Annotated in this window: 19 protein-coding genes and 1 tRNA gene; 11 read left to right on the top strand and 9 right to left on the bottom strand. The window is 60.0% G+C overall.

Translation table 11 applies throughout. The features are described from left to right. Nucleotides 1-9 precede the first annotated feature (9 nt). The 7 genes from mreC to ACTNB2_RS05720 all read right to left on the bottom strand — a co-directional run bounded on the left by mreC (nt 10) and on the right by ACTNB2_RS05720 (nt 8,397). A complete protein-coding gene (mreC, locus tag ACTNB2_RS05690) occupies nt 10-951 on the bottom strand; it encodes a rod shape-determining protein MreC (protein WP_441044845.1) in 942 nt (313 codons plus the stop codon). Between the two features lie 78 nt (nt 952-1,029). Beyond that, on the bottom strand, nt 1,030-2,061 hold the full coding sequence (locus ACTNB2_RS05695; protein WP_006236061.1) for a rod shape-determining protein: 1,032 nt from the start codon (nt 2,059-2,061) through the stop codon (nt 1,030-1,032). A 127-nt stretch (nt 2,062-2,188) separates the two neighbouring features. Then, nucleotides 2,189-3,493, bottom strand: a complete 1,305-nt coding sequence (locus ACTNB2_RS05700) for a tetratricopeptide repeat protein (protein WP_427726917.1) — start codon at nt 3,491-3,493, stop codon at nt 2,189-2,191. A gap of 12 nt (nt 3,494-3,505) precedes the next feature. Further along, the gene (locus ACTNB2_RS05705) at nt 3,506-4,048 is read right to left on the bottom strand and encodes a peptidylprolyl isomerase (protein ID WP_154516178.1); all 543 of its coding nucleotides are present in this window, start codon (nt 4,046-4,048) and stop codon (nt 3,506-3,508) included. A 105-nt stretch (nt 4,049-4,153) separates the two neighbouring features. Then, on the bottom strand, nt 4,154-5,308 hold the full coding sequence (locus ACTNB2_RS05710; RefSeq protein ID WP_441044844.1) for a zinc ribbon domain-containing protein: 1,155 nt from the start codon (nt 5,306-5,308) through the stop codon (nt 4,154-4,156). Nucleotides 5,309-5,523: 215 nt separating this feature from the next. After that, nucleotides 5,524-8,244 (bottom strand): HAD-IC family P-type ATPase, encoded by a 2,721-nt coding sequence (locus ACTNB2_RS05715; RefSeq protein ID WP_441044843.1) that lies wholly within the window; start codon nt 8,242-8,244, stop codon nt 5,524-5,526. Between the two features lie 76 nt (nt 8,245-8,320). Next, nucleotides 8,321-8,397 (bottom strand) — tRNA-Arg (locus ACTNB2_RS05720). A gap of 203 nt (nt 8,398-8,600) precedes the next feature. On the opposite strand from ACTNB2_RS05720, the gene aroF reads away from it, so the two are divergent. The 11 genes from aroF (at nt 8,601) to glf (ending at nt 20,046) form a co-directional block, all read left to right on the top strand. Further along, nucleotides 8,601-9,623: a 3-deoxy-7-phosphoheptulonate synthase gene (gene aroF, locus ACTNB2_RS05725; protein WP_427726922.1), complete on the top strand. Its 1,023-nt coding sequence runs from the start codon at nt 8,601-8,603 to the stop codon at nt 9,621-9,623. Nucleotides 9,624-9,626: 3 nt separating this feature from the next. Beyond that, on the top strand, nt 9,627-10,541 hold the full coding sequence (locus ACTNB2_RS05730; RefSeq protein WP_441041609.1) for a prephenate dehydrogenase: 915 nt from the start codon (nt 9,627-9,629) through the stop codon (nt 10,539-10,541). A gap of 36 nt (nt 10,542-10,577) precedes the next feature. Beyond that, nucleotides 10,578-11,684: a 3-dehydroquinate synthase gene (gene aroB, locus ACTNB2_RS05735; protein WP_441044842.1), complete on the top strand. Its 1,107-nt coding sequence runs from the start codon at nt 10,578-10,580 to the stop codon at nt 11,682-11,684. After that, on the top strand, nt 11,678-12,997 hold the full coding sequence (aroA, locus tag ACTNB2_RS05740; protein WP_441044841.1) for a 3-phosphoshikimate 1-carboxyvinyltransferase: 1,320 nt from the start codon (nt 11,678-11,680) through the stop codon (nt 12,995-12,997). Before aroB ends, aroA begins: the two co-directional genes overlap by 7 nt. A gap of 1 nt (nt 12,998) precedes the next feature. Continuing rightward, nucleotides 12,999-14,096 carry a chorismate synthase gene (aroC, locus tag ACTNB2_RS05745; protein WP_441044840.1) on the top strand — a complete coding sequence of 366 codons (1,098 nt, stop codon included), beginning with the start codon at nt 12,999-13,001 and terminating at the stop codon, nt 14,094-14,096. Between the two features lie 169 nt (nt 14,097-14,265). Further along, nucleotides 14,266-15,411, top strand: a complete 1,146-nt coding sequence (gene pheA, locus ACTNB2_RS05750; protein ID WP_441044839.1) for a prephenate dehydratase — start codon at nt 14,266-14,268, stop codon at nt 15,409-15,411. After that, nucleotides 15,412-16,650, top strand: coding sequence for a shikimate kinase (locus ACTNB2_RS05755; RefSeq protein ID WP_441044838.1), 1,239 nt, complete (start codon nt 15,412-15,414; stop codon nt 16,648-16,650). Between the two features lie 100 nt (nt 16,651-16,750). After that, a complete protein-coding gene (gene aroQ / locus ACTNB2_RS05760) occupies nt 16,751-17,188 on the top strand; it encodes a type II 3-dehydroquinate dehydratase (RefSeq protein WP_441044837.1) in 438 nt (145 codons plus the stop codon). 130 nt (nt 17,189-17,318) lie between these two features. Next, nucleotides 17,319-17,768 (top strand): DUF4869 domain-containing protein, encoded by a 450-nt coding sequence (locus ACTNB2_RS05765; RefSeq protein WP_427748113.1) that lies wholly within the window; start codon nt 17,319-17,321, stop codon nt 17,766-17,768. A 119-nt stretch (nt 17,769-17,887) separates the two neighbouring features. Further along, a complete protein-coding gene (locus ACTNB2_RS05770) occupies nt 17,888-18,769 on the top strand; it encodes a hypothetical protein (RefSeq protein ID WP_441045730.1) in 882 nt (293 codons plus the stop codon). A 152-nt stretch (nt 18,770-18,921) separates the two neighbouring features. After that, nucleotides 18,922-20,046: a UDP-galactopyranose mutase gene (gene glf / locus ACTNB2_RS05775; RefSeq protein ID WP_441044835.1), complete on the top strand. Its 1,125-nt coding sequence runs from the start codon at nt 18,922-18,924 to the stop codon at nt 20,044-20,046. Between the two features lie 251 nt (nt 20,047-20,297). On the opposite strand, the gene ACTNB2_RS05780 is transcribed toward glf, so the two are convergent. Next, complete coding sequence (locus tag ACTNB2_RS05780; protein ID WP_441044834.1) at nt 20,298-23,693, bottom strand: RICIN domain-containing protein; 3,396 nt, start codon at nt 23,691-23,693, stop codon at nt 20,298-20,300. A gap of 538 nt (nt 23,694-24,231) precedes the next feature. Next, complete coding sequence (locus tag ACTNB2_RS05785) at nt 24,232-24,903, bottom strand: IS3 family transposase (RefSeq protein ID WP_441044851.1); 672 nt, start codon at nt 24,901-24,903, stop codon at nt 24,232-24,234. Between the last annotated feature and the right edge of the window lie 325 nt (nt 24,904-25,228).

Genomic DNA, 25,228 nt, shown 5'->3' on the forward strand with positions numbered 1-25,228 from the left:
CATGCCTCCCTATTCACTCGATCCAGAATCGGACGCTTCGGACGTGCCGGAATCATCATCCGATTTCTCGTCCTTAGACTGAGTCGCGGCATCGCGCGACGTGCCCTGCGGGGCACTATTGGCCGAGCTCACGTCCTCGTCCGAAGCCGACTGCTCATCGGTGAGCGAGGTAATGACGAGCACTTCCTCATTGTTCTCGGCCGTGGTCTGCGCACGTACCACAATGGTGTAGTACACGTCGTTAGCCGACTTCTCGACCGAAGACACGGTGCCGAGCGGCAGTCCCTTGGGAAACACGCCACCGATGCCCGAGGTCACGATGATATCGCCCACCTTAACATCGGAGTCGACGCTCACGTACTCAAGACGCAGCGTGCCATCGGGCTGGCCCTGTAGCATGCCTTGTGCGCGCGTGTCCTGCACCATGGCGGACACACCAGAGTTCTCGTCGCCAATCAGGCGCACGGTCGATGTCTTGGCCGAAACCTCGATAATCTGGCCGATGACGCCGGCCGAGCTCGTCACGGGCATGTTGATGGTAAGCCCGTCGGCAGAACCCTTATCGATGGTGACGGTCGACGTCCAAGCGTCACCCGAGGCTCCGACAATACGAGCCGCAGTGGACTTGAGGTTATAGGTCGACTGCAGGCCCACCAGACCCTCAAGGCGCTCAGCGGTCTTTTGGGCCTCGGAAAGCTCCGCGACCTTGGAAGTGAGGACCTCGTTTTGCTTCTTAAGGTCGTCGAGCGACTCCTGCGAAGCGGTGAGGTTGGAGAAAACGTTGCCGATGGCATTGAATGGCGCCGCCACCGCCGAGCCAACGAAACGCACCGGAGAGGTGATTGTCGTGACGCCCGAGCGCACGGCATGTATCGGCCCGGCCTCGCCCTCTCGAATGTAAAACGTGAGCAGCAACACAGAAATCAGGCTGAAAACAATCAACGGGCGCATACCCGTTGATTGTCGCTTGGTATTCAGATTTGAAGAGAAACCCGAAGATCGTGCCAAATGGAATCCACCTTTTGGAAATTAAGCATTGGTCTGGACGAAACCGCCGTCAAACGCGTTGGCCTCGAGCACGCGGGCGCAACCGTTTACGACGTTGTCGAGCGCCGTGGGGCTCACGTTGACCGAAACGCCTGTCTCATCGCGCAAGCGGACGTCGAGGCCGCGCAGCAGCGCACCGCCGCCGGTCAACAGAATGCCGTAGTACATAAGATCCGAGGCAAGATCGGGCGGCGTGGCGTCGAGTGCGTCCTTGACGGCCTTGGCCATCTCGTCGAGCGGCTTATTGAGCGCACGACGAATCTCCTCGCTCTCGATGCGCACGGTCTTGGGCAGGCCCGTGATCACGTCGCGGCCATTGACCTCGACGTCGAGCTCGTCCTTGAGCGGCACGGCAGAGCCGACCTTAATCTTAATGTCCTCGGCCGTGCGCTCGCCGATGGCCAAATTGTAGGCATCGCGAACATGCGTGAGGATAGCCTGATCGAACTCGTCGCCGGCAATACGGATGGACTGCGACACGACGATACCGCCCATGGCGATAACGGCGACCTCGGTGGTGCCGCCGCCGATGTCAATGACCATGGAGCCGGTCGGCTCCTCGACAGGCAAGTCAGCACCGATAGCCGCGGCCATAGGCTCCTCGATCAGATAGGCCTGGCGAGCGCCAGCCTGAATCGTAGCCTCGAACACGGCGCGCTTCTCGACCGACGTGACACCGGAGGGAACGCATACGACGACGCGCGGACGAGGGGTCCACGGATAGCGCTTCTCGGAAGCCTTATCAATGAAGTAGCGAAGCATGGCCTCGGTGACATCGAAGTCGGCGATAACGCCATCCTTAAGAGGACGCACGGCCACAATGTTGCCGGGCGTACGGCCAAGCATACGCTTGGCCTCGATACCGACTGCAAGAATGCGCTCATCGTTTTTGTCGATAGCGACGACGGAAGGCTCGCGAATGACGATGCCCTTGCCGCGCACAGAGACAAGCGTATTGGCGGTGCCGAGGTCGATGGCTAGATCGCCCGCATAGCTACCGAAGAACATGTCCATCAAAGAAAACAACGCAACTCCTGATGTGTTGGATGATTGCTGGAAAACTACTAGCCCATCATACTAGCGCAAGCCCGGCACCTCACTTGCGGTGAAGCACCGGGCAGCGCCAAATCTCATAAGGTCACTACTGGTTGTCAGCGGCCGAGAAATCGATGTCGAGCGAAGATACCGCCCAGCCGATATGGTTATCGGAGCGCACGAATTTGACGGTATATTCCTGCTCGCCGCCCTTGGACAGCGAAGCCTTCACCTTCGCGGTGGTCTCGGTCATGGACTGATCCATGCCCTCGATGGAGACGGTGGCACCCTGCGGGATCGAGGAGATAATCATCGCCTTGGCGTCCTCGGACAGGCTGGAGGCCAGGCAGGACTCGGCCTTAGCGGTATCACCGTCGCCGGCAGCCTGGAACAGATCGGTGATGACGGACTCCTGCGAGGGGATACCCATGCCGCGCGTGTAGGCAAAGCCCAAACCGCCCGCGGCAAGAACAATCAGCAGAAGCAAAACCAAGAAGACCTTGAGGCCCGTATGGCGATGGCGACGACGGACCTTGGCCTGCTTGCGGTCCTGACGATCCTGCTGGACCATCTCGGACTCGGACAGCGTAAAGAAGCCCGTGTCGGACGGATCGGGCATAAACTGGCCAGTGGCACCCGTGGGATCGAGCGAATCGACAGCAGTCGTATCCATGGCGGGCGCAGGGGCCGTGGCCATGGCGGTCTGGGCCGAAAGCGCGGCAAGTGAATCGTGCACGCGGGCAAGCTCATCGGCCTGCTCGGGTGTGAGCTGATAGATGCCGTCGGCGGTGGCGGCATTAAAGGCATCGAGCGCCTCGGAAGGACGACCCGCGGCAGAAAGCGCCTCGCCCATACCCGCGTTAAGCGCACGCGTGTCATCGCGCGGACCGGCAAAGTCGATAGCGGTGCGATAGGTCTCCACGGCGTCCGCCGGTCGGCCAAGCTTGATGAAGCAGCGTCCGAGTTCGCCAAGGGCGGCCGCGGGGGCTGGATTGGCGCCATCGATGGCGGCCTGGCGGAAGGCAGTGCCTGCATTGGCGAAATCGCCCGACTGGAACAGCGCGTTGCCAAGACCCAGATAGGCCTTAAACGGCGTGGCATAGGAAGCATCCTGCGTTGCGGCGGAGAACGCCTGGGCTGCGGTCACATAGTCACCCACGGCAGCGAGTGCCTTGCCGCGGTTGGTGAGCAGCGCGCCGCGCTTTCCATAGGTGCCGTCGTTGAGGGCAGCCGCGTACGCCTCGGCAGCCTCGGCATACATACCCAGGTGCATCAGAGCGTTGCCACGCAGATGGTCAGCCTCGCCCATGATCTCGCTGGGGGTCTTTGCCGCACCGAGCATCTGAGCGGCTGCAGAAAAGTCGCCCGCACGATAAGCGGCTCGACCCTGTTGAATCAGCTGGCTATTCAAGGAAGTCCCCTTTTACTCGTGAACGATCTCGACATGGACGATCTCGTCGCCGGCACGCAGCTGCGAAATCACGTCGAGGCCCTCGACCGTGGTGCCAAAGACGGTGTAACCGGAATCCAGATTGTGCTGGGCACCCAGGCAGAAGTAGAACTGGGAGCCCGCGGAATCGGGATCCATGGAACGCGCCATGGCAAGCGCGCCGTCCACATGGCTGTTGCGCGGGTTGGTGGCAAACTCTCCCTTGATGCAGTAGCCGGGGCCACCGGTGCCGGGCATACCGTCGGGGCCCTCAAGGCCGGCGGCGACGTCAGCGCCGGACATATCGCGGGTATTGGGGTCGCCGCCCTGGATCACAAAGCCGGGCACATAGCGGTGAAACTTAAGGCCGTCATAAAAGCCCATGGTGGAAAGCTCGCAGAAGTTCGCCACATGGATGGGAGCGCCCTCGCCGTCAAATTTGACCTTGATCGTACCCTTCGACGTCTCGATGATCGCACACTCGTCACCAGCGAGCTGGTACTCGGGCGTATAAAGCTCTTTCTTAAAACCAAACATGCGGTTCCTTCCTCGTGCGTTTAAAGCATATTTGTACGAATTGTAGCAATAAGCACGGGCTTCCATCAATTGCGCACGCAGGTTATGCCGTCGGAGGGCAACAAATTACGAACGCGGCTGCGGCTTCCAGGCGCTCACATTGGCATCGTACTGGTTAAGGGCGCTGTTGCCGCCCTGTGCGATGGGCGCCAAGATTTCACTCTGGCGAGCGCTCAGCGACTCGCCATCGGGAATGGACAGCGAGATATCCCAGCTCTGGCAGATCATGTCGACGCGCTCGTACATCCACTCGGCAAGCTGCTTGAGGTGCTCGATATCCTCCGCGTAGACGGTATCATCTTGCACCTTAAGGTTGTTGAGCTCGTCTTGGGTATTTTTGATCTGGTCGCGCAGGGCATAAGCGCTCTGCGACAGCTCCTGACGCGTGGAGAGCGGCGTGCGCAGGTACCCGCTGTTAAACGAGTCGACAACCTCGCCGATCTGATCATCGTCGCCATACGACACGATGGTCTGATACAGACCGTCGAGCTTGGTATAGAGCTGGTCGTCGGAAAGGACGGTCTCCTCCTGGACCACCTCGGCGGTATCGTCGGACTTGGTCTCTTCCTCGGTAGCCTCGCCCTTCTGGCGCGAGGGGAACGTCGTCTTGGCGGCCTGGCCAAACTGGTCGTAAAAGCCCGGCATAACGCCCATGGGGTCCGACGTCACAAACCAATAGGCACTGCCGCACACGGCAGCGAGCAACGCGATGACGATGAGCGGCTTGGGAATACGGCGCTTGTGCTTGTGGTAGGCATCCTCGTCCGGATGCACCTTGCGCTTGGGTTTTTGATTTTTGGACTGAGCGTCGTCACGAAGGGACACCGGCAGCGGGATATCGACCTTGGAAATGCCAAAATCCCTGTCGAAAGCCGGCAGCACGCAGGTCTCATTGGGATCGGCGGCATCGGAAAGTACCGCGGCGGCAGAGGCCGGCGCATGGGGCACCTCGGTATCGATCTGCTCCTGCGTCAGGCGGGGAAAACCAGCCGTGCGCCCAGCAGCCAGGTCGGATGCGGCCGCATCCTCGGAGAGAATGCCCGGGGCAGGGCGCCCGCACTTGGAACAGGTACGGTCATGAGGCGACAGACGGGCACCGCAGCCTTCGCAGAACACAAACTCGGTGTGCTCGGGGCCATCGCCCGGGCCAACATAGGTATTGCAATAGGGGCAGAACGAGGAGCCGTCCTCTATGGTCTTGAGACAATGCGGGCAAATCACGGCAGCCTCTTTTCGGAATCATTCGAACCTTCGAGGTTAGAGCATAACATCGCTACGCCCCTAAAGGCACAGGGCACCAATTCAACATCGCAGGGTAGCTAATTTGGGACGGGGCTTTTTTAGCTGCCCTGGCCGCCAAACGGCCAAATAGATCGCGTCATCAGCCGGGTAGCTAAAAAAGCCCCGTCCCAAATTAGCTACCCTGTGAGGTGCGGTTACTTCTTCTTCTTTTTGCTCGGCATCGAGACCTTAATGCCCTGGGCGGACTTGGTCACACGCGAGCGCTTGGCGCCCGCGCCCTTCTTTTTCTTGGGCTGGGTCTTTTCCACGCCCTCGAGCGCGCGGGCTTCGGCCTCACGGGTCGTACGCTCCTCGCGGCGCTGCGCCATGTCGGCGGCGACGCGCTTGGCAAAACGCTCGGCCGTCGAGCCCGTCGAGCTCACCTTGCCGCCACCGCGGCCCAAGCGAACGCGCACGCCGCGGCCAAAGCCAGTGGCGGCATGACGGCGACGCGGCTTAAGCGAATCCATCATCGAGGCGAGTTTAAAGAACACGCTGCAAGTAAAGACCACAATCACCAGAAGGATAATTGCCTCGCCCATCGACAAGTTGGCGATAGACAGCAGCTCGGGGAATCCGATAACGCCCACCAAGATGCCGACGACGACAAATACAAAGAGCATCACGCGCAAGGGTGTGAGCGGCTGCGAGATACGCCAGATCAGGCTCACGCTTGCCGCGCACGACGTGAGAAGGCACATGGTCGACAGCGTGAGCTGGCTAAAGCCAAACACGCGCGCCACAAAGATGTCGAGCGCCGCGGCCAAAATGACTGCAACCGACGCCGGCAGCGCGCGCTTGAGCACGTTGGTCAAGAATGACCCCTTCACGCGGGCATTGTTGGGCTCAAGGCCCAGCACAAAGCCCGGCGCGCCGATGCAGAAGAAGTTAATGAGCGTCATCTGGATAGGCTCAAAGGGATACGGCGGCAGCGCGATGCACAGTGCCGCCAGGCCCATCGAGAACAGCGTCTTGGTCAGGAACAGCGAGGCCGAACGCTGCAGGTTGTTGATGGAGCGACGGCCCTCGGCCACCACGGCGGGCATCGAGGCAAAGTCGTTATCGACCAGCACGATCTCGGCCACGTTGCGTGCGGCGTCGGAGCCGGCGGCCATGGCCACGGAGCAGTCCGCCTCCTTGAGTGCCAGCACATCGTTGACGCCGTCGCCCGTCATGGCAACGGTATGGCCACGACGCTTGAGCGCCTGCACGAGCTCGCGCTTCTGCTGCGGGGTCACGCGGCCAAAGACGTGATAGCGGTCCACCGCCGCATCAATCTTGGACGGCGTATCGAGCGTCGTGGCGTCCACATAAGCGTCCGCCCCCGGCACGCCCACCACGCGTGCGATCGACGACACCGTGCGCGGGTCGTCGCCACTGATCACGTTGAGGGTCACGCCCTGCTCGTTAAAGTAGCCGATGGTCTCGGCGGCCGAAGTGCGAATCTCATCGCGAATGGTCACAAAGCCCACGGGCTCGGCCTCGCCCACCATATCGCCATCGGGCGTAAAGCCGTCCACACGGGCCACCACGAGCACGCGGCAGGTGTCGGCAAGCTCGGCCACACGATTTTCGACCTGGGCAAAGATACGCTCCGAAAGCACAAATTGCGCCGCGCCCATCACATAGGAGCCCTGCGCAAACGAGGCGCCGCTCCACTTTTTGGAGGACGAAAACGGAATGACCGACAGCGGCTCGGACACCTCAACCGGGCGGTCGGCGTAGTAGTTGAGCAGCGCCTGGCAGGTCTCATTGGCATCAGCCGAGGTCGCGCGCGCGACATTGGCAAGCGCAAAATCGAGCACAGCAGTATCGACGGTGACAGGTGCCTCGTCCGGGGCCAAGCCCACGCCCTCAACGGGCAACGGATAAGTGCCCTCGACCTCCATGCGACCCGACGTGATGGTGCCCGTCTTGTCCAGGCACAGCACGTCGACGCGCGCGAGCGTCTCGATGCAATAGAGCTGCTGCGCGAGTACCTTGCGGCGCGCCAGGCGCACCGTGGCAATCGCGAGCACCGACGAGGTCAGCAGCACCAGGCCCTGCGGAATCATGCCCAAAAGAGCGCCCACCGTGGACAGCAGCGCCGACGAAGGCACGCGACCGGCCAGCAGCTCGGAAAAGCACCACGAAAGCGCGCTATCGCCCGGCGTACCGGCGGCATCCCATAGCCCGCTCACACTCGAGGCAAACAAGGCCAGACCGAGCGGAATCATGATGACGCTCGCAAAGCGCACGATGGCGTTGAGCGCGTTCATGATCTCGGAATTGACCTTTTTGACGTACTTGGCCTCGTTGTTGATCTTGGCCACATAGTTATCCGCACCAACATGGACCACGCGGGCACGCAACAGGCCCGAGTCTATAAAGCTGCCGCTCATGAGCTCGGAACCGGGCTGTTTCTTAATAAGGTCGCTCTCGCCCGTCAGCAGACTTTCGTTAACGAGCGCCTCGCCCGATACCACCACGGCGTCGGCAGGTATCTGGTCGCCGCGCCCAAGACGAATGATGTCGTCGAGCACGATCTGGTCCAAGTCGAGCTCCACCTCGGCACCATCGCGCACCGCGATGGCCTTCTTAGAGGTCAGCAGTGTGAGCTTATCGACCATCTTTTTGGAGCGCATGGACTGGATGACGCCAATGGCGGTATTGAGGAACACCACGAACAGGAACGTCAGGTTCTTAAACGATCCGGTCATAATGACCAAAATCGCTAAAATCACGTTGATCAGATTGAACAGCGTGCAGAGATTTTCGATGATAAGCTCACGAACCGATTTGGTCTTGAGCTCCATGTTGCGGTTGATCTTGCCGGCGGCAATGCGCTCCTCGACCTCGGCGGTCGAAAGTCCGCGCTCGATATCCGTCGTTGCCATACCACGTCCTATCACGTCGCGTCGGTACAAGAAAAACCGCCCGGACCATGCGAGGTTCGGACGGTCATACGTTCGATGGTGCCCCATGTTGGATTCGAACCAACGGCCTTCTGCTCCGGAGGCAGACGCTCTAATCCCCTGAGCTAATAGGGCCAACGGTTGGCATTATACCCAAGTGCGCCACGAGCTAACAACATAATAGAAAAAGCTCTGCAATTACGTGGGAGACGAAGCGCAACGGCTCACTTTAGGACGCAAAAGTGAAATAATTAGTATAAACTCTCATGCACCATATGATACGGCTCGCACTGCGGGCCGTTTTTGCAAGGGTTATCCATCGAGGTGAGAGGCACACCATGATTGCAATTTTAAAGCGGAGCGCAAGCGATGAGGCCATCGGCCACATCGTCAGCTGGATTGAGAAGAAGGGTCTCAAAACCGACGTGTCGCGCGGCGAGAACGAGACCATCATCGGCCTGGTGGGCGATACGACCAAGATCGACCCGTTCCTGCTCGAGTCCATGGACGTCGTCGAGCGTGTGCAGCGCGTCTCCGAGCCGTTCAAGCGTGCCAACCGCAAGTTTCACCCCGAGGACTCCGTCATCGACTGCGGCCACGGCATCAAGATCGGCGGCGACCAGTTCCAGGTCATCGCCGGACCCTGTTCCGTCGAGGGCGAAAACCTCATTCGCATCGCCCGTCGCGTAAAGGCCGCCGGCGCCACGATGCTGCGAGGCGGTGCCTACAAGCCCCGCACCTCCCCTTACGCCTACCAGGGCATGGGCCCCGCCGGCCTGGACCTGCTATGCGAGGCCTCGGCCGAGCTCGACATGCCGATCGTCACCGAGATCATGGACCCGCGCGACGTGCAGGTCTTCTTGGATAAGAAGATTGACGTCATGCAGATCGGCGCCCGCAACGCCCAGAACTTCCCCCTGCTCAAGGAGGTAGGCAAGACCAAGACCCCGGTCCTGCTCAAGCGCGGCATGTCCGGCACCGTCGACGAGCTGCTCATGGCTGCCGAGTACATCATGAGCGAGGGCAACGACAACGTCATCCTGTGCGAGCGCGGCATTCGCACCTTCGAGACCCGCACCCGCAACACCTTCGACCTCAACGCCGTGCCGGTGCTGCACCACCTGTCGCACCTGCCCGTCGTGGCCGACCCCAGCCATGCGACCGGCTACACCCGCTACGTTGAACCCATGGCGCTCGCCGCGACCGCCTGCGGCGCCAACGGTCTGGAGATCGAGGTCCACGACGAGCCCAGCCGCGCGTGGTCCGACGGCGCCCAGGCCCTCACCCCCGACCAGTTCGACGACACCATGCGCCGTATCCGCGCCATCCGCGAGGTCGTCTGCCAAGAGACCATGGAGTAGCCCATGGGTACGGTAAGAAACGCACGCGTTAACCAGGGCGGCCCCAAATGCGCCGGCGTTGTGGGCCTGGGTCTGATCGGCGGCAGCTTTGCCCGCGGCTATGCGCAGGCGGGCGTCCGCGTGCTGGCCTGGGACCCCGACGATGACGTCATGACGGCCGCCAGCATGGGCACCGTCGCCGGCGAGCTCAACGACGAGACGCTCGGCGAGTGCGACATCATCGTGCTGGCCTGTTACCCCGAGGCCTGCATCGAGTGGCTCGAGGCGCACGCCCAAGCACTCGCCGATGCCACCGATACCGAGGCCATCATGGGGCCCGTGGTGATTGACACCGTGGGCGTGAAGGGCATCGTGTGCGAGCGTGCCTTCGAACTCGCCCGCGAGTACGGGTTTTACTTTGTGGGCGCGCACCCCATGGCGGGCACCCAGTACTCGGGCTACGCTCACTCCCGTGCCGACCTGTTCCAGGGCGCGCCACTCGTGCTCGTGCCGCCCGCGGTGGACGATGCGCTCAAGCTGGAGCTTTTAGGCCAGGTGCGCGAGATGGTGCGCCCCTTAGGGTTTGGCAAGTTCAGCGTGACCACCGCCGCCGAACACGACCGCGTGATCGCCTTTACGAGCCAGCTCGCGCACGTCGTCTCAAACGCCTACGTCAAAAGCCCGACTGCCCAGGTTCACCACGGTTTTTCGGCCGGTAGCTACCGCGACCTTACCCGCGTGGCGCACCTCAACCCGCAAATGTGGTCCGAGCTCATGATTGACGACGCCGACGCACTTGCCTTTGAGATCGACCATCTGATCGAGTCGCTTGGCGCCTACAGCCGCGCGCTCAAGGACCGCGACCAGCGTTATCTTGAGAATCTCCTTGCCGAGGGCGACCGCATCAAGCGCGCGCTCGACGACGAGGCCACCCACTAGACCACCTATCACGCCAGGTCGAAAGGACCAAAGCTTATGGCGATTACCATCGATATCGACACCGCACGCCCCTACCAGGTGCACGTCGGCACGTTTTTGCTGGAGCAGGCGGGCCCGCTCGTGCGCGCCACCGCCGGCGGATCGCGCGCCGTCATTGTGACAGACACCAACGTGGGCCCGCTCTACCAAATGCCCGTCAAGCAGAGCCTGGAGGCTGCGGACTATACGGTGAGTGTCTGCACCTTCGAGGCCGGCGAGGCCCACAAGCGCGCCGAGACCTACATCAACATCTTGGAGTTTGTGGCCGAGCACGAGCTTTCGCGCTCCGACGTGATCGTGGCACTCGGCGGCGGCGTTGTAGGCGACGTGGCCGGCTTTGTGGCCGCTACCTACATGCGCGGCTGCAAGTTTGTGCAGATTCCCACGAGCCTGCTCGCCATGGTCGATTCGTCGGTAGGCGGCAAGACGGCCATCGACCTAGCTGCCGGCAAAAACCTGGCCGGCGCCTTTTGGCAGCCGAGTGTTGTTATTGCCGACGTGGGGTGTCTCGCCACCCTCACGCCCGAGCAGTTCGCCGACGGCTGCGGAGAGGTCGTCAAACACGCCGTGATCGCCGACCCCGAGCTTTTCACCGAGTTGGAGAAGACCCCGCTCACGCTGGAGCTCCTCAACCGCGACGTTGCCCGTGTGGCGCTCATCATCGCCCGCAATATCGACATTAAACGCGCCGTGGTTGTCGCCGATGAGCGCGAGACCAACCAGCGCAAGCTGCTCAACTTTGGACACAGCGCCGGACACGCCGTCGAGGCCTGCGAGCACTTTGAGCTGGGACATGGCAACTGCGTGTCGATCGGCATAGGTATCATCACGCGTGCCGCAGCCCTGCACGGCATTTGCGACGCCGAGCTGCCCGGCCGCATCGAGGAGCTCTGCGCACGCCACGGTCTCAAGACCCGCTGCGAGCTTTCCGCCGACGCCATCTTTGCCGAGGCACTGCACGACAAAAAACGAGCCGGTGACACCATCGACTTGGTAATTCCGCACGACATTGGCCGCTGCAGCATCGACCGCACGCCGCTTTCCACCTTCCATGATTTAATTGCCGAGGGCCTCGGCCAGAAGGGAGACGCCTCCGCATGCTAGCCCGCATCACTCCGTCCCCACTCAAGGGCACCGTCCCCGCCATCGCGTCCAAGTCGATGGCGCACCGCCTCATCATCTGCGCCGCCCTTGCCAACGGAGAGACGCATGTGACCTGCAACACCACCTGCGCCGATATCGAGGCCACGGTGCGCTGCCTCACGGCGCTCGGCGCCCGCATCGAGACCGTCGAGGATGGCTTCCAAGTCCATCCCACTATGAAGAGTGTTGAGTTCGGCCTGCTCAAGGCACTTGCCGGCGGCACGCTCGACTGCGGCGAGAGCGGCTCCACGCTCCGCTTTATGCTGCCCGTGGCCTGCGCGCTGGGGGCAGAGGCCACGTTTGTGGGCCAGGGCCGCCTGGGCGCACGTCCCCTCTCCCCGCTCTCCGACGAAATCATTGCCGCCGGCTGCGACCTGCAGGGCCTGGGCGGCTTTCCGCTCAAGACAAGTGGCCGCATGCGCCCGGGCACATTTATCCTGCCGGGCAACGTGAGCTCACAGTACATCTCGGGCCTGCTGTTGGCAGCCCCGCTGCTGGCCCAGCCCTCCTGTGTGCAGGTGACCGGCCTTATCGAGAGCCGTCCCTATATCAACCTGACCATCCAGGCCATGAAGGCGTTTGGCGTCGAGGTCAACGTCGAGCGCATCCCCGCCAAGAATGGCAAGCCCGAGGTCACAAACTTCCGCGTGAGCAGCGGCTCGTACCGCACGCCTGGCAACGTGGCTGTCGAGGGCGACTGGTCCAACGCCGCCTTTTGGCTGTGTGCCGGCGCCATCGGCTCCGACCCCATCACTGTGGAAGGCGTATCACTGAGCTCCGCGCAGGGCGACCGCAACGTGCTTGCCGCGCTTTCGCGCTTTGGTGCCCGCATCGTGCGCTCCACCAACGCCGCCACCGTGCAGTCCGATAAGCTCGCCGGCTTTGAGATGAGCGCGCACGACATCCCCGACCTGGTGCCCGTTATCTCGGCCGTGGCCTCGCTGGCACAAGGCCGCACCTTCATCCGCGATTGTGCCCGCCTGCGCATCAAAGAATCCGACCGCTTGGCCACCACCACCCGCGAGCTCACCACGCTGGGCGCGCAGGTGCGCATTGCCGGCGACGATCTCATTATCAAGGGCGTCGACGCTTTTACCGGCGGCGAGGTCGATTCGCACAACGACCATCGTATCGCCATGATGGCCGCTATCGCCGCGAGCCGTGCCACCGGCGAAGTTGTGATCCACGGCGCCGAGGCCGTCAATAAGTCCTATCCCGATTTCTTTGACCACTACCGCCTGCTGGGCGGCAAGGTCACGCTCGAGGAGGAATAGCATGTCCTCGACCTTTGGCAACGTTTTGCACTTAAGCATCTTCGGCCAGTCGCACTCCCCCGCCATCGGCTGCTCGCTCGACGGCATTCCGGCAGGTATCGCCGTTGACCAGGAGCAGCTGCAGGCGTTTTTGGACCGTCGCGCCCCCGGTCGCGACGAGACCGCGACCAAGCGCCGCGAGGCCGACGCCGCGCACATCATTGCCGGTGTGGTCGATGGGCACACCACCGGCGCGCCCATCGCTGCGATCATTGAGAACACCAACACGCGCTCCAAGGACTATTCCGAGCTGCGCCGCAAGCCCCGTCCGGGCCATGCGGACTACCCCGCGCGCGTGAAGTACCACAACATGCACGACGTCGCCGGCGGCGGGCATTTCTCCGGCCGCTTAACGGCCCCCCTATGCATCGCCGGCGGCATTGCACTGCAGGCGCTCGAGGCCCGCGGTATCAAGGTGATGGCGCACGTCGCGCAGATCGGCGGCATCTCCGACCTGCCCATGGACGATATGGTCTATCGCGAGGCCGACCGCAAGGCGATCCTTTCGAACGACCTACCGTGCATCGACGCGGCAGCTGCCGGCCGTATGCGCGAGGAGATTCTCGCCGCACGCGACGAGCTTGATAGCATCGGTGGCATCGTGGAGTGCGGCATCTACGGCCTTCCCGCGGGCATAGGCGACCCCATGTTCGACGGCATCGAGAACCGCATCGCGCAAATCGCCTTTGGCATTCCCGCCGTAAAGGGCGTGGAGTTTGGTATGGGCTTTGCCGTGGCCGCCATGCGCGGCAGCGAGAACAACGATCCGTACCGCATAGATGCCGAGACCGGCGAGATTGCGGTCGAGTCCAACAACGCCGGCGGCATCCTGGGCGGCATCTCCACCGGCGCACCCGTCATGTGGCGGATGGCCGTAAAGCCGACGCCCTCCATCGGTCGCGAGCAGCAGACCGTGGACATGGACGCCATGGAAAATGCGGAGCTCTCGGTCCACGGCCGCCACGACCCCTGCATCGTCCCGCGCGCCGTCCCCGTAGCCGAAGCAGCCGCAGCGCTCGCCATCTGGGACGCCCTCCTAGAAGACGCCGCCCAGCTTTAGCCCACCCACCCCGAGGGTAGCTAATTTGGGACGGGGCTTTTTTAGCTACCCCCATATGCCAGTGAGTATTTGCCCCGGCACCCATCGATTCGCCGCCAGTCAAAGGGTAGCTAAAAAAGCCCCGTCCCAAATTAACTACCCCAGGCAACGATTCACGAAAGGGGTCTCCATGGACCTTGCCGATATTCGCCAGGCCATCGATGGCATCGACACCACGCTCCTCAATAGCTTTGTCGAGCGCATGGACATTGCCACCGAGGTCGCCAAGTCAAAAATCGAGATGGGCAAGGCCGTCTTTGACCCCGCCCGCGAGCGCTCCAAACTCAACAACCTCGCCAGCCGAGCACCCGAGCGCTACGAGGCCCAGACCATTACCCTGTTCCGCCTTCTCATGAGCATGAGCAAGGCCGAGCAGCAGCGCTACATCAACGAGCTCAAGGGCATCACCGTGTCGCAAAAGGCCCATGCCACGGCCACGGCCTTTGACACGCCCTTCCCCCAGACGGCCACCGTCGCCTGCCAGGGCGTCGAAGGCGCCTACAGCCAGATCGCCGCGTGCAAGCTCTTCGACGTGCCCGATATTGCGTTCTTTGAGACCTTTGAAGGCGTTATGCGCGCCGTGCGCGACGGCTTTTGCGAGTTTGGCGTGCTGCCCATCGAAAACTCAACCGCTGGCTCGGTCAACGCCGTCTACGATCTTCTTGCACAGTTCGACTTCCATATCGTGCGTTCGCTGCGGCTCAAGATCGATCACAACCTGCTCGTCAAGCCCGGCACCAAGCTCGCCGACGTGCGCGAGGTCTACAGCCATGGCCAGGCCATCGCCCAGTGCGCCGGCTTTATCGAGGCCCACGGCCTGCACGCCACCAAGTACCCCAACACGGCCATGTCGGCCGAGATGGTCGCCAACTCCGATCGCACCGACGTCGCCGCTATCGCCTCGCGCAGCTGCGCCGCGCTCTACGGTCTGGAGGTACTGGAGCCCAACATCCAGGACTCGGACAACAACTACACGCGCTTTGTTGTCATCTGCCGCGAGCCGCGCGTCTATCCCGGTGCCAACCGTACCTCGCTCATGATCACCACGGCCAATGAGCCGGGTGCCCTCTACCGCGTGCTCGAGCGCTTCTACGCGCTCAACATCAACCTCATCAAGCTTGAGAGCCGCCCCATCCCCGGGCACGACTTTGAGTTTATGTTCTACTTTGACCTGGACTGCCCCTTTGGCAGCAAGGCCCTCGACGACTTGCTCGATTCCATCGATGACGTGTGCGAAAGCTTCACTTACTTTGGCAGCTACACGGAGGTGCTCTAGATGACCGATACCGCTGCAACCCGTCCCTACGGCGTGCTGGGCCGCGTGCTGGGCCACAGCTACACCCCGACCATCTACAAGGAGCTCGCGGGGCTGGAGTATGTGCGCTTTGAGCGCGAGCCCGAGGACCTCGCGGCTTTTATGACGGGCGACGAGTGGGAGGGCACCAACGTGACCATCCCCTACAAGCGCGCCGTCATGGACTACCTGGACGAGCTGAGTCCGCTGGCCAAGCGCATTGGCAACGTCAACACCATCACGCGCCTACCCGACGGCCGCCTGCACGGCGACAACACCGACTACTTTGGGTTTCAGTGCCTGGTCGAGGAGCTGGGCGTAGAGGTTGCCGGAAAGAAGGTCCTCGTGCTCGGTGCCAGCGGTGGTGCCGGCACCACAGCAAGCATGGTACTCGGCGACCTGGGCGCCGTCGTTGTGCCTGTCGGCCGCACGAGTGAAGTCAACTACGAGAACATCGCACAGCAGTCCGACGCGGCGCTGCTCGTCAACTGCACGCCCGCCGGCATGTTCCCTCACTGCCCCGACGCGCCTTGCACGCTCGAAGGGCTCGATGCGCTCGAGGGCGTCATCGACATTGTCTACAATCCCGCCCGCACGGGACTCATGCTCGAGGCCGAGCGCCGCGGCATCCCCTGCATCGGCGGCCTGCTGATGCTCGTGGCCCAAGCGGCACAGGCCGTTGAGCGCTACACCGGCCAAGTCACCCCGCGCGAGCGCATCCTGGACGTAACGGAGCGCTTGTCTCGCCGCGAGCAGAACATCGCGCTCATCGGCATGCCGGGCTCGGGCAAGACCCGCGTGGGCGAGCAGATCGCCCAGCTCACGGGCCGCGAGCACATCGACTTGGACCGCGCGCTTGAGGAGCGTCTGGGCATGCCCTGCGCCGACTTTATCGTCGAGCGCGGCGAGGCAGCCTTCCGCGAGCAGGAGACGGCAGCGCTGTCCGACATCTCCAAGCGAAGCGGCCTGGTGCTCTCCACCGGCGGCGGCGTGGTCACACGCGACGAGAACTACCCGCTGCTGCACCAAAACAGCCAGATCGTAATGCTCAACCGCAAGCTCGACGAGCTTGCCCACAAGGGTCGCCCCATCACCGCCCGCGACGGCATCGACAAGCTCGCCGAGCAGCGCATGCCGCGCTACCGCGCCTGGGCCGACTACATCATCGACTCACGCGACTGCGCCGCCAACACCGCCCAGGCCCTCCTCGACACCCTCTAAAACCTGCCAAAAAGGGACAGGTTTATTTTGGCAGGTTTTATCTGGGCAAATGCCGCAGACAGCAAGCCCCGCCACCAACCAGACCGCAAAGGAAGCAACCATGAAAGCACTCGTCATCAACGGCCCCAACCTCAACATGCTCGGCATTCGCGAGCCGGGCATCTACGGCAGCGACAACTACGACCGCCTGGTCCAGATCTGCCAGGAGGCGGGAGCCGCACAGGGTTTTGACGAGGTCGAGGTCTTCCAGTCCAACCACGAGGGCAGCATCGTCGACAAGATCCAGGAGGCTTACGGCAAGGTCGACGGCATCGTCATCAACCCGGCGGCCTACACGCACACCAGCGTGGCCATCCTGGACGCCCTCAAAGCCGTCGCCATCCCCGCCGTTGAGGTCCACATTAGCGCCGTCGAGACGCGCGAGGACTTCCGCCAGGTGAGCTACGCCCACCTGGCCTGCTTCGCCACCATCACCGGCGAAGGACTCCAGGGCTACGCTCACGCGCTGGAGCTGCTGAGGAAGCGTCTCGAAAAGTAACCTCGCGAGCAAATCCATCAACGCGATTAACACGCTAATAATGCCAGCGCCGGCAGCAGCGACCTCGCTGCTGCCGGTATTTTATTACTGGCATATAATCGTTGCAGTCACACTACGTCTGGAGACCCACATGCTGAGCATTCACCTGGGGGATTACCCCGGTTCCATCTACGATACCGAAACCTATTTTAGGAACTCATACTTGGACTCATGGTTCGAAGACCCCATGGCCGCACAGATTATTAAACGCGTGGACGGATCAGAGCTCATCGGTCCCCACAACATCGTAAGCAAGCAGCTGGGCTCAATCACTCCACTCGAACTGTCCGGCGGCGTTAAGACGCTGCTGCTGGTGCGCAATCTCCCAAATATGGTGTTTAACGCATCCACCTGCGGAGACAACTGTGCCCGCTGGCTACTCAAGATCGGCAAAGAACAGGATGTGCTGGTGACCCTTTACCACATCATGAAATTCCCCTGGAAGAACTTTGAAATCCGCATTGAAAACGATGGCCGCATCGTCAGGAACATGCAGGAGTTTGTCGGCGCCACGAATGACTTTTTGGATGTTGATGAGTAATGAGGGGAACGCACACCGTTGTCGTAGAGCGTGCAAAGGTCAAATACACGCTCACGTTTAAACGAAATATTTCCTTCATACGCGGCAACAGCGGCACGGGCAAAACGACGCTCATCTCGATGATTCGCGACTACAACGACCGAGGACCGGAAAGCGGCGTTGCACTCAGCTGCGATGTACCTTGCGAAACGCTTTCTGGCAGACGCTGGAAGCGCGAGCTGTCGATCATCGAAGATTCAATCGTCTTTCTAGATGAGGGTAACGAGTTTATCTACTCAAAGGACTTCGCCAAAGCCGCCAACGGCTCGTCCAACTATTTTGTTCTGATATCTCGTCGCGACGCCAACGAGCTCCCCTACAGCGTCGACGAGATCCTAAAACTGGTCAACACCACAAGCAAGACGATCAATGGCCGCAAGAGCGACAGGCGCTTCTACTCGGTGACCAAGCCGCTATATGACCACACGGCAAGTATGCTGTATCAGGACCTTAACGTAGGTTTCGACAATCCCGATGCCGTAATTGTCGAGGATAGCAAGTCTGGTTATCAATTCTACAGCGCCCTTTGCAACCGACTGGGAATCCCCTGCTACACCGCTACCGGCGTAGCAAACCTAAAACGAACGATTCACGAATGCCCCGAGCAAAACGTTCTTGCCATTGGAGACGGCGCAGCGTTTGGCCCCTACATCGAAAAGGTGCTGGGACAGCGCGTTTACAAGAACGTTCGCTTGTTCCTCCCGGAATCATTTGAGTGGACGCTTCTGCAATCCGGCCTCATCCCCAACAACGACATTCCAAAGATACTTGAGGACCCCTCGAGCTACATCGAAAGCCGCGACTACCTGAGCTGGGAGCGGTTCTTCACCGATGTGTTGGTCAAATACTCGGCAGACACTCGTTATGCTTACAAAAAGGCGAAGCTCAATGAGCAGTACCTGAAGCCACAGGCAATGGATGCAGTTGCAAACGTCTTGCCCGAGTGCCTGAGGGCGGAATAGCGAGTCCTAACGTCATTTGGAAACCAGGCTACGCCCATGCATTGGAGCTGCTGAAAGAGCATCTGCTACACTAATCTTTGGGGCAAATGAGCCAATGGCGTTTGTCCTGAATCATTTGTAACTGTCCAATTGACATACAAAGGAGCATATCCATGTCCCAGTACGATTACCTTGTCGTCGGTGCCGGCCTTTCGGGTGCCGTCTTTGCCAATGCCGCCAAGCGCGCCGGCAAGTCGGTCCTGGTCATCGACCGCCGCGACCACATCGCCGGCAACATCTACACCGAGGACGTCGAGGGCATCCAGGTCCACCGCTACGGCGCGCATATCTTCCACACTTCTATGAAGGATGTCTGGGACTACGTCAACCGCTTCGCCGAGTTCAACAACTACGTCAACTCGCCGGTCGCCAACTTCCACGGCAACATGTACAACATGCCCTTCAACATGAACACCTTCGCCAAGATGTGGCCAGGCGTCGTCACGCCGGCGGACGCCAAGGCCAAGATCGCCGAGCAGGTGGCCGCCGAGAACATCGGCGAGCCGCAGAACCTCGAGGAGCAGGCGCTGTCGCTCGTCGGCCGCGATATCTTCGAGACGCTCGTGAAAGGTTACACCGAGAAGCAGTGGGGCCGCGACTGCAAGGACCTGCCTGCGAGCATCATCAAGCGTCTCCCCTGCCGCTTTACCTACGACAACAACTACTTCAACGACCGCTACCAGGGCATCCCCATGGGCGGCTACACCAAGATGGTCGCCAACATGCTCGAGGGTATCGAAGTCCGCTGCGGCGTGGAGTACAAGGACCTGATCGCCGCCGTGCCCGATATCGCCGCCAAGACGATTTACTGCGGCCCCATCGACGCGTTCTACGACTTTAAGCTGGGCGCGCTCGAGTACCGCAGCCTGCGCTTTGAGACCGAGACGCTCGACGAGCAGGACCACCAGGGCGTGGCCGTGGTCAACTACACCGAGCGCGAGATTCCCTACACGCGCATCATCGAGCACAAGCACTTTGAGTTCGGCACGCAGGACAAGACCGTCATCACGCGCGAGTACCCGGCCGATTGGAAGCCCGGTGACGAGCCCTACTACCCCATCAACGACGCCAAGAACGAGGCGCTCTACAAGCAGTACGAGGAGCTGGCGGCACAGGAGGGCGACGTGATCTTCGCCGGTCGCTTGGGCGGCTACAAGTACTACGACATGGACAAGGCCATCGCCGCCGCCTTCGAGCTCGTCCGCAACGAGCTTGGCGTGGAGCCGACTGAGGTGTAGAAACAAAGGCGCATTAGCTAGCGACCATAAGCAAACAGAATGCCCGGTACAGCGCGAATGCTGTGCCGGGCTTATATGTGGAGCAATCAAGCGCACCCCGATGCCCTAATTCGGGGCGTTCAAGCAAACGACCCAGCCCATGAGTTACTCACCAACAGAAAAGGCCGCCCGACGTAAGTCGAACGACCTTAATAGATAGCCAATAAAACAACAGAACCCTAAACACGGACGTAAAAAATCAGTCTAAAGCCCTATTGCGCCGTCTCAAGCCAATCCAGACGACTGTTGAGCCATGCGCGTACATCATCGGTAGACTCAGAAGAGACACCCCACAACATAGACTCCATGTTCACAGAGGTAGCAACACTAGACTCATACGCAAGGTAATCCTGCCCATTGATGCACCCCCGGGCTTCGTCAAGCACTTCTTGCTTGACGGCATCAACAGCAGCGCGAACCGTCGGATCCTGCAGCAGACGTGAGCCTAAAACAGCATTGCGCGTAAGCCAACCCTGCGGCGACAAGCAACTGTCACTTGACTGGAATGAAAGAGCGTTTCCCATCGCCAAGTCAAAATCCCAGGCTGGACCGAAAACAAACCGCGAGTCGCCAGAGGCATCAGAATTCTTGAACAGATACGTTGATGAGCAATTAAAACCGTCAACGCACTTGGTAATCTCATTGAGCCAGTAAAGGCGCGCAAGAGAATCAATGTCGCAGTAATCCGCCGTCGTTTTTCCCGTCTCAGGATTGACACCTCCGTTGCGAATGCAATCGAAGAATTCCTGGAAACGAGAACTCAAATAGTCAGCTTCATCCTCGGTCCAAACACCAGGCGACTTGCACACAAAGTACAGTACGCCGTTTCCCGAATCTACGCTAAACCAGGCGTCCTCATTCACATAGCGCTCCTGATCAAACTCAATCAGATAGCCGCCCGTGATGTCGGCGGGATTATGCAGACCCTCAGCGTACTTCATTCGATTACCGTAAGAGTTAACCCCCTCGACAAGCTGACAGCTTGCCCCGCCATTAACGGCATCGTTAGCGTCTTCAAGGTTGTCGATATCCACGCGACCGGAGTTGATCTGGACCTTCTCGCAGAGCATATAAGCGCCGCGGTATTGTCCGTCGTAATACAGATCAACGGCACGATACTCAATCGGCGCATGGGTTCCCAATGCAGACGCAAGCGAATATGCCGCAGCATTGCGCATCGAAGTTCCATCATAGGCGTTTGCCAAAAGCACCCAGGTCTTATTCTTATTCGCTTTGTCGCCTGTCTCCAAAAGGTCAGTCTTCTTATCGAGCTTGATCTGATATGGCTTCTTGTCCATCATCCATGTACTGTTGCCGCGACCCTTAATCTGAGACAGTGCGCCGTCATACACGGAGACGCCGGAGGCGTCAACAAGCTTCATGGAACCGGTAGCAACTGCAGTATGGTCTCCACTCGATTCGATGTAGCCACGCCCATAATTGACCGGATCGTCGCTGCTAATAAACATCGATGCCACGCCAGCGGTCTGCTTAATGTCAAACATGAACAAATCGGCCGCATCAAGGGCGGATCGAACGGCAATCGGACTATCAGAGTTCACACTGCTTGTCAGGCCAAGATCGCTCAACGCCACCGAAGACCCCACGATAAGTCTAACAGAGTAGGCTCCTACGGTAATAGACGTCTCCGGCCCGCCGCTGTATACAAGCTGAGAAGAGTTAAGGTCAAAACCAGACGGAAGCGCAAAGTGCGCATTGCCGTAACGATCAAAGGTCATCCCAATTTCAAGCGAGTCCGAGCGAAGACTCAGATTGTACTCTGACGCAGCCGCACTATGCGAAATGACAAGATCGCCGGGATTGTTAACATTCCTAAACTCCCATTCGGACTGCGGAGTTGTCTTGTCGATAGAAATAATAGCGAGCACGCCCGATTCGGCACCGCGCTTGGTCGACAGCACATAGTCACCGAGCGCAGACTGGATATAACCACCGCTGAAAGTGGGAACATACTTCCAAGACTGAGCTTTGGTATCGTTCTCGGCATACTGCTGGACAATGGTCCCCGATTTGGCACGGCCTGAGCGGACATCAAGACACAAACCCGAGTTGATGTTCTTAATGGTAAAGAAACCGCCGCCCGTGTTCTCGAGATGCCACTGTTGAGCCGCCGAGCCATTGAAAACGTACGTCTGAAGCGCAAGTCCCCCGTCAGACGAAGCGTTCGGAACATCTAGAACTTGCCTGGTGCCACTCTGGTTTAGCAGATAGTAGTCACCATTCTCAATCAAATTGCATGGGACGAGCAACCACGATTGGGCCTTGGTTCCGTTACACGAGTACGTAGAAACACTGTTACCAGCAGCGCTCGATCCACCGGAAAGATCGATGCATCTGCCGGACTGTTTGTTTTTAATACGATATCCCCCGTTTAAGCTAGCATCCAGGATCCAGTATGAACGACCCGAAGGCTCTTTACGATATTCGATTCCACGTTTCGCGATTTCCGTCAAATACAGCCCCGAGTTAGCATTTTTAAAGGTATACGAGCCATCATCTTGACGCTCAAGCACCCACTTCTGCGCCAGAGACAGATTTGAGCTCCAAAGCTGCGATGCAGCGCCGGAATCCTTTGACCCACCGGAAACGTCAAGAACACCTAATTCGTCAACAGTTGTCTTAAGTTGAAAAGAACCAGAATGATCTATTGGAGACGTGTTGAACGTCCATTTTTGAGCCTTGGTATGGTTCAACTGATACATTTGCAGTTGGTTGCCATTAGAGAGAGAACCACCGGGAACGTCCAACGCCTTACCTGTTAGTGCCGAGACAACTTCAATGTGACCGTCGGAAGTCTGCAGAAGACGCCATTGCTGTGCCGGAGTTCGATTAGATGAGTACTGCTGAATGCGCACACCGGAAGACTTGGAACCACCAGGAATATCAAATGAACGACCAGACAGCGCAGAGAAAATGGAATAATAGCCCGTATTCTGGTCGAACACAACATTCCAAGCTTGAGCCGACGAATCGTTATCTTCGTAGATTTGAACAGCGGCTCCGTTATCTAAAGATCCGCCCCAAAGGTCAATCATCGTTTTATCCGACAGAGCGGTAGAAATACGATAGGAGCCGTCTTTAACAGGTTGAGTGACGCGCTCGACCCTCCATTTTTGCGCCTTAGTGCCATTTGACGTATAAAGGCAGACATTAGCTCCATTTTTTGAGCTTCCACCGGCAACATCAAGAAATAAACCATTGCAGTCAGAACGAATTGAATACGATCCGTCAGCATTCTGGACAAATTTCCATCGTTGGGCCTGTGTGTTGTTCGAATCATATAGCTGCGCATTAGCACCCGCTTTTTTTGAACCACCAGCAACATCAAGCACCATGCCGGTAATCGAATTCTCAATAGAATAAGAGGACCCTTTCTTAGAAATTCTCCAAGCCTGGGCATAGGTATGATTACCTTCATAAACCTGCACATTCGACCCGTTAGCGCAATTACCGCCCGCAACATCCAGTGATTTATCGGCAATAACATTAGTGATAGTGTAAACACCGCCATCAAGCTCAGCATAGCTCTTGGCCTCTGCCTGAGTTGGCATTACGCAAAGCGCGATGAATAAGAGAAGTAGCGCCATTCCCCTCGATCGTTTTCGAAAGCAGATTCGAACTGCGTCAGTACCAACCATCAAATCACCTAATTTCCTAAACACTACTTAACTACACCTTGCACGAACAGCCCAATTAGAGCAATACGGAAATCGACAAGCGGAGATATTTGCGGAAATAAGACGATATGAGAAAGCCATTTGGGTCGCCTCCCCCGCGGCGCAGCTTCTTTCCGCGGGCTCGGGATGCCACAATGGGCTTTGAGTATCGGCCCGTGCGGTAGCCCTTACCGCACCTGCGGGGAGGAGGCTTCCCATGCCCCATGTTACCTCCATCGGCCTGGACGTCCACGCGCGATCGGTCGCCGCCGCGGCGTTCAACCCCTTCACCGGCGAGGTGGTGCACCGTGACTTCGGGACGGACGCCGCCGAGATCGCGGAGTGGGCCCTCGGGTTCGAGGAGCCCAGGGCCTGCTACGAGAGCGGCCCCACCGGCTTCCACATGGCGCGCGAGCTGCGCGCGCTCGGCCTCGACTGCGCCGTGGCCGCCGTCTTGGATTGGCAACACCTATTTGGACGATTTCGGGAGGGACAGCCCCGCCTCCCTGAACTCGACCGGAGACATGTAGCCCAGCGTCGAGTGGATCCTGAAGTTGTCATACCGGTGCACGTAGTCCGAGAGCTTGGCCCGGAGCTCGCGCGTCGTGCCGAACGTCTCGCGGTGGACGAGCTCGGCCTTCAGTATCCTGTTGGTCGACTCGTCGACGGCGTTGTCGTAGGGGCAGCCCTTGGCCGACAGCGACCTCTCAATGCCGAAGGCCTCGAGCATCGGGTCGATCTCGGCGTCGTCGAGCTCGCTGCCGCGGCCCGTGTGGAATACCCCGATGCCCGAGATCGGGAAGGAGGGCGTCGCGAACGCCGACTTGACCGGCCGGGCGTCCTTCCTGGGCCCGGCGGAGTGGCCGACGATCTCCCTGTTGTAGAGGTCGACGAGCAGGCAGACGTAGTTCCACGAGGCCCCGACGCGCACGTAGGTCAGGTCGCTGCATATATGGGTGCGCGGCGCCCTGCCGCCGAAGCCGCGCGCGACGACGTTGGGCACGTCGGCCCCGTCGGCCGCCCCGGGGTGCACCCTGGACCTCTTCCTGCCGTATGCGCCGACCGGGCCGTTCTCCCTCATGATGCGGCAGACCCGGCGCCGGCTGACGGTGACGCCCGACCTCCCGGGCGACGCCTTTATCTTGCGCGAGCCGTACCGGCCCTTGTGTTAGCGCTAATCTAAAATTGACCACTTTCGCAAACGCATCTCGCCGAATGCGCTAACGCGCTTTCGCCGGCCCCGCTAACGTACTTTCACCAACTGCGCTAACGGAACTATGCTCCGATCGGGTATCCGACCCGGGAGGAGCGGGATATGGAGCGAAACGTAATGGGAGAGCTGAACGTCTACAGGTGGTCCGGCGCGAAGCCGAACTTCAGCGAGATCGCGAGGAGGCACGGCATGGACCGGCACACGGTCGCCAAGTACTGGCGGGAGGGCGAGTCCGCCGCCGACGGGAGGTCCG

The organism is Collinsella sp. HCP28S3_G2 (assembly GCF_052065125.1).
GTDB lineage: Bacteria > Actinomycetota > Coriobacteriia > Coriobacteriales > Coriobacteriaceae > Collinsella.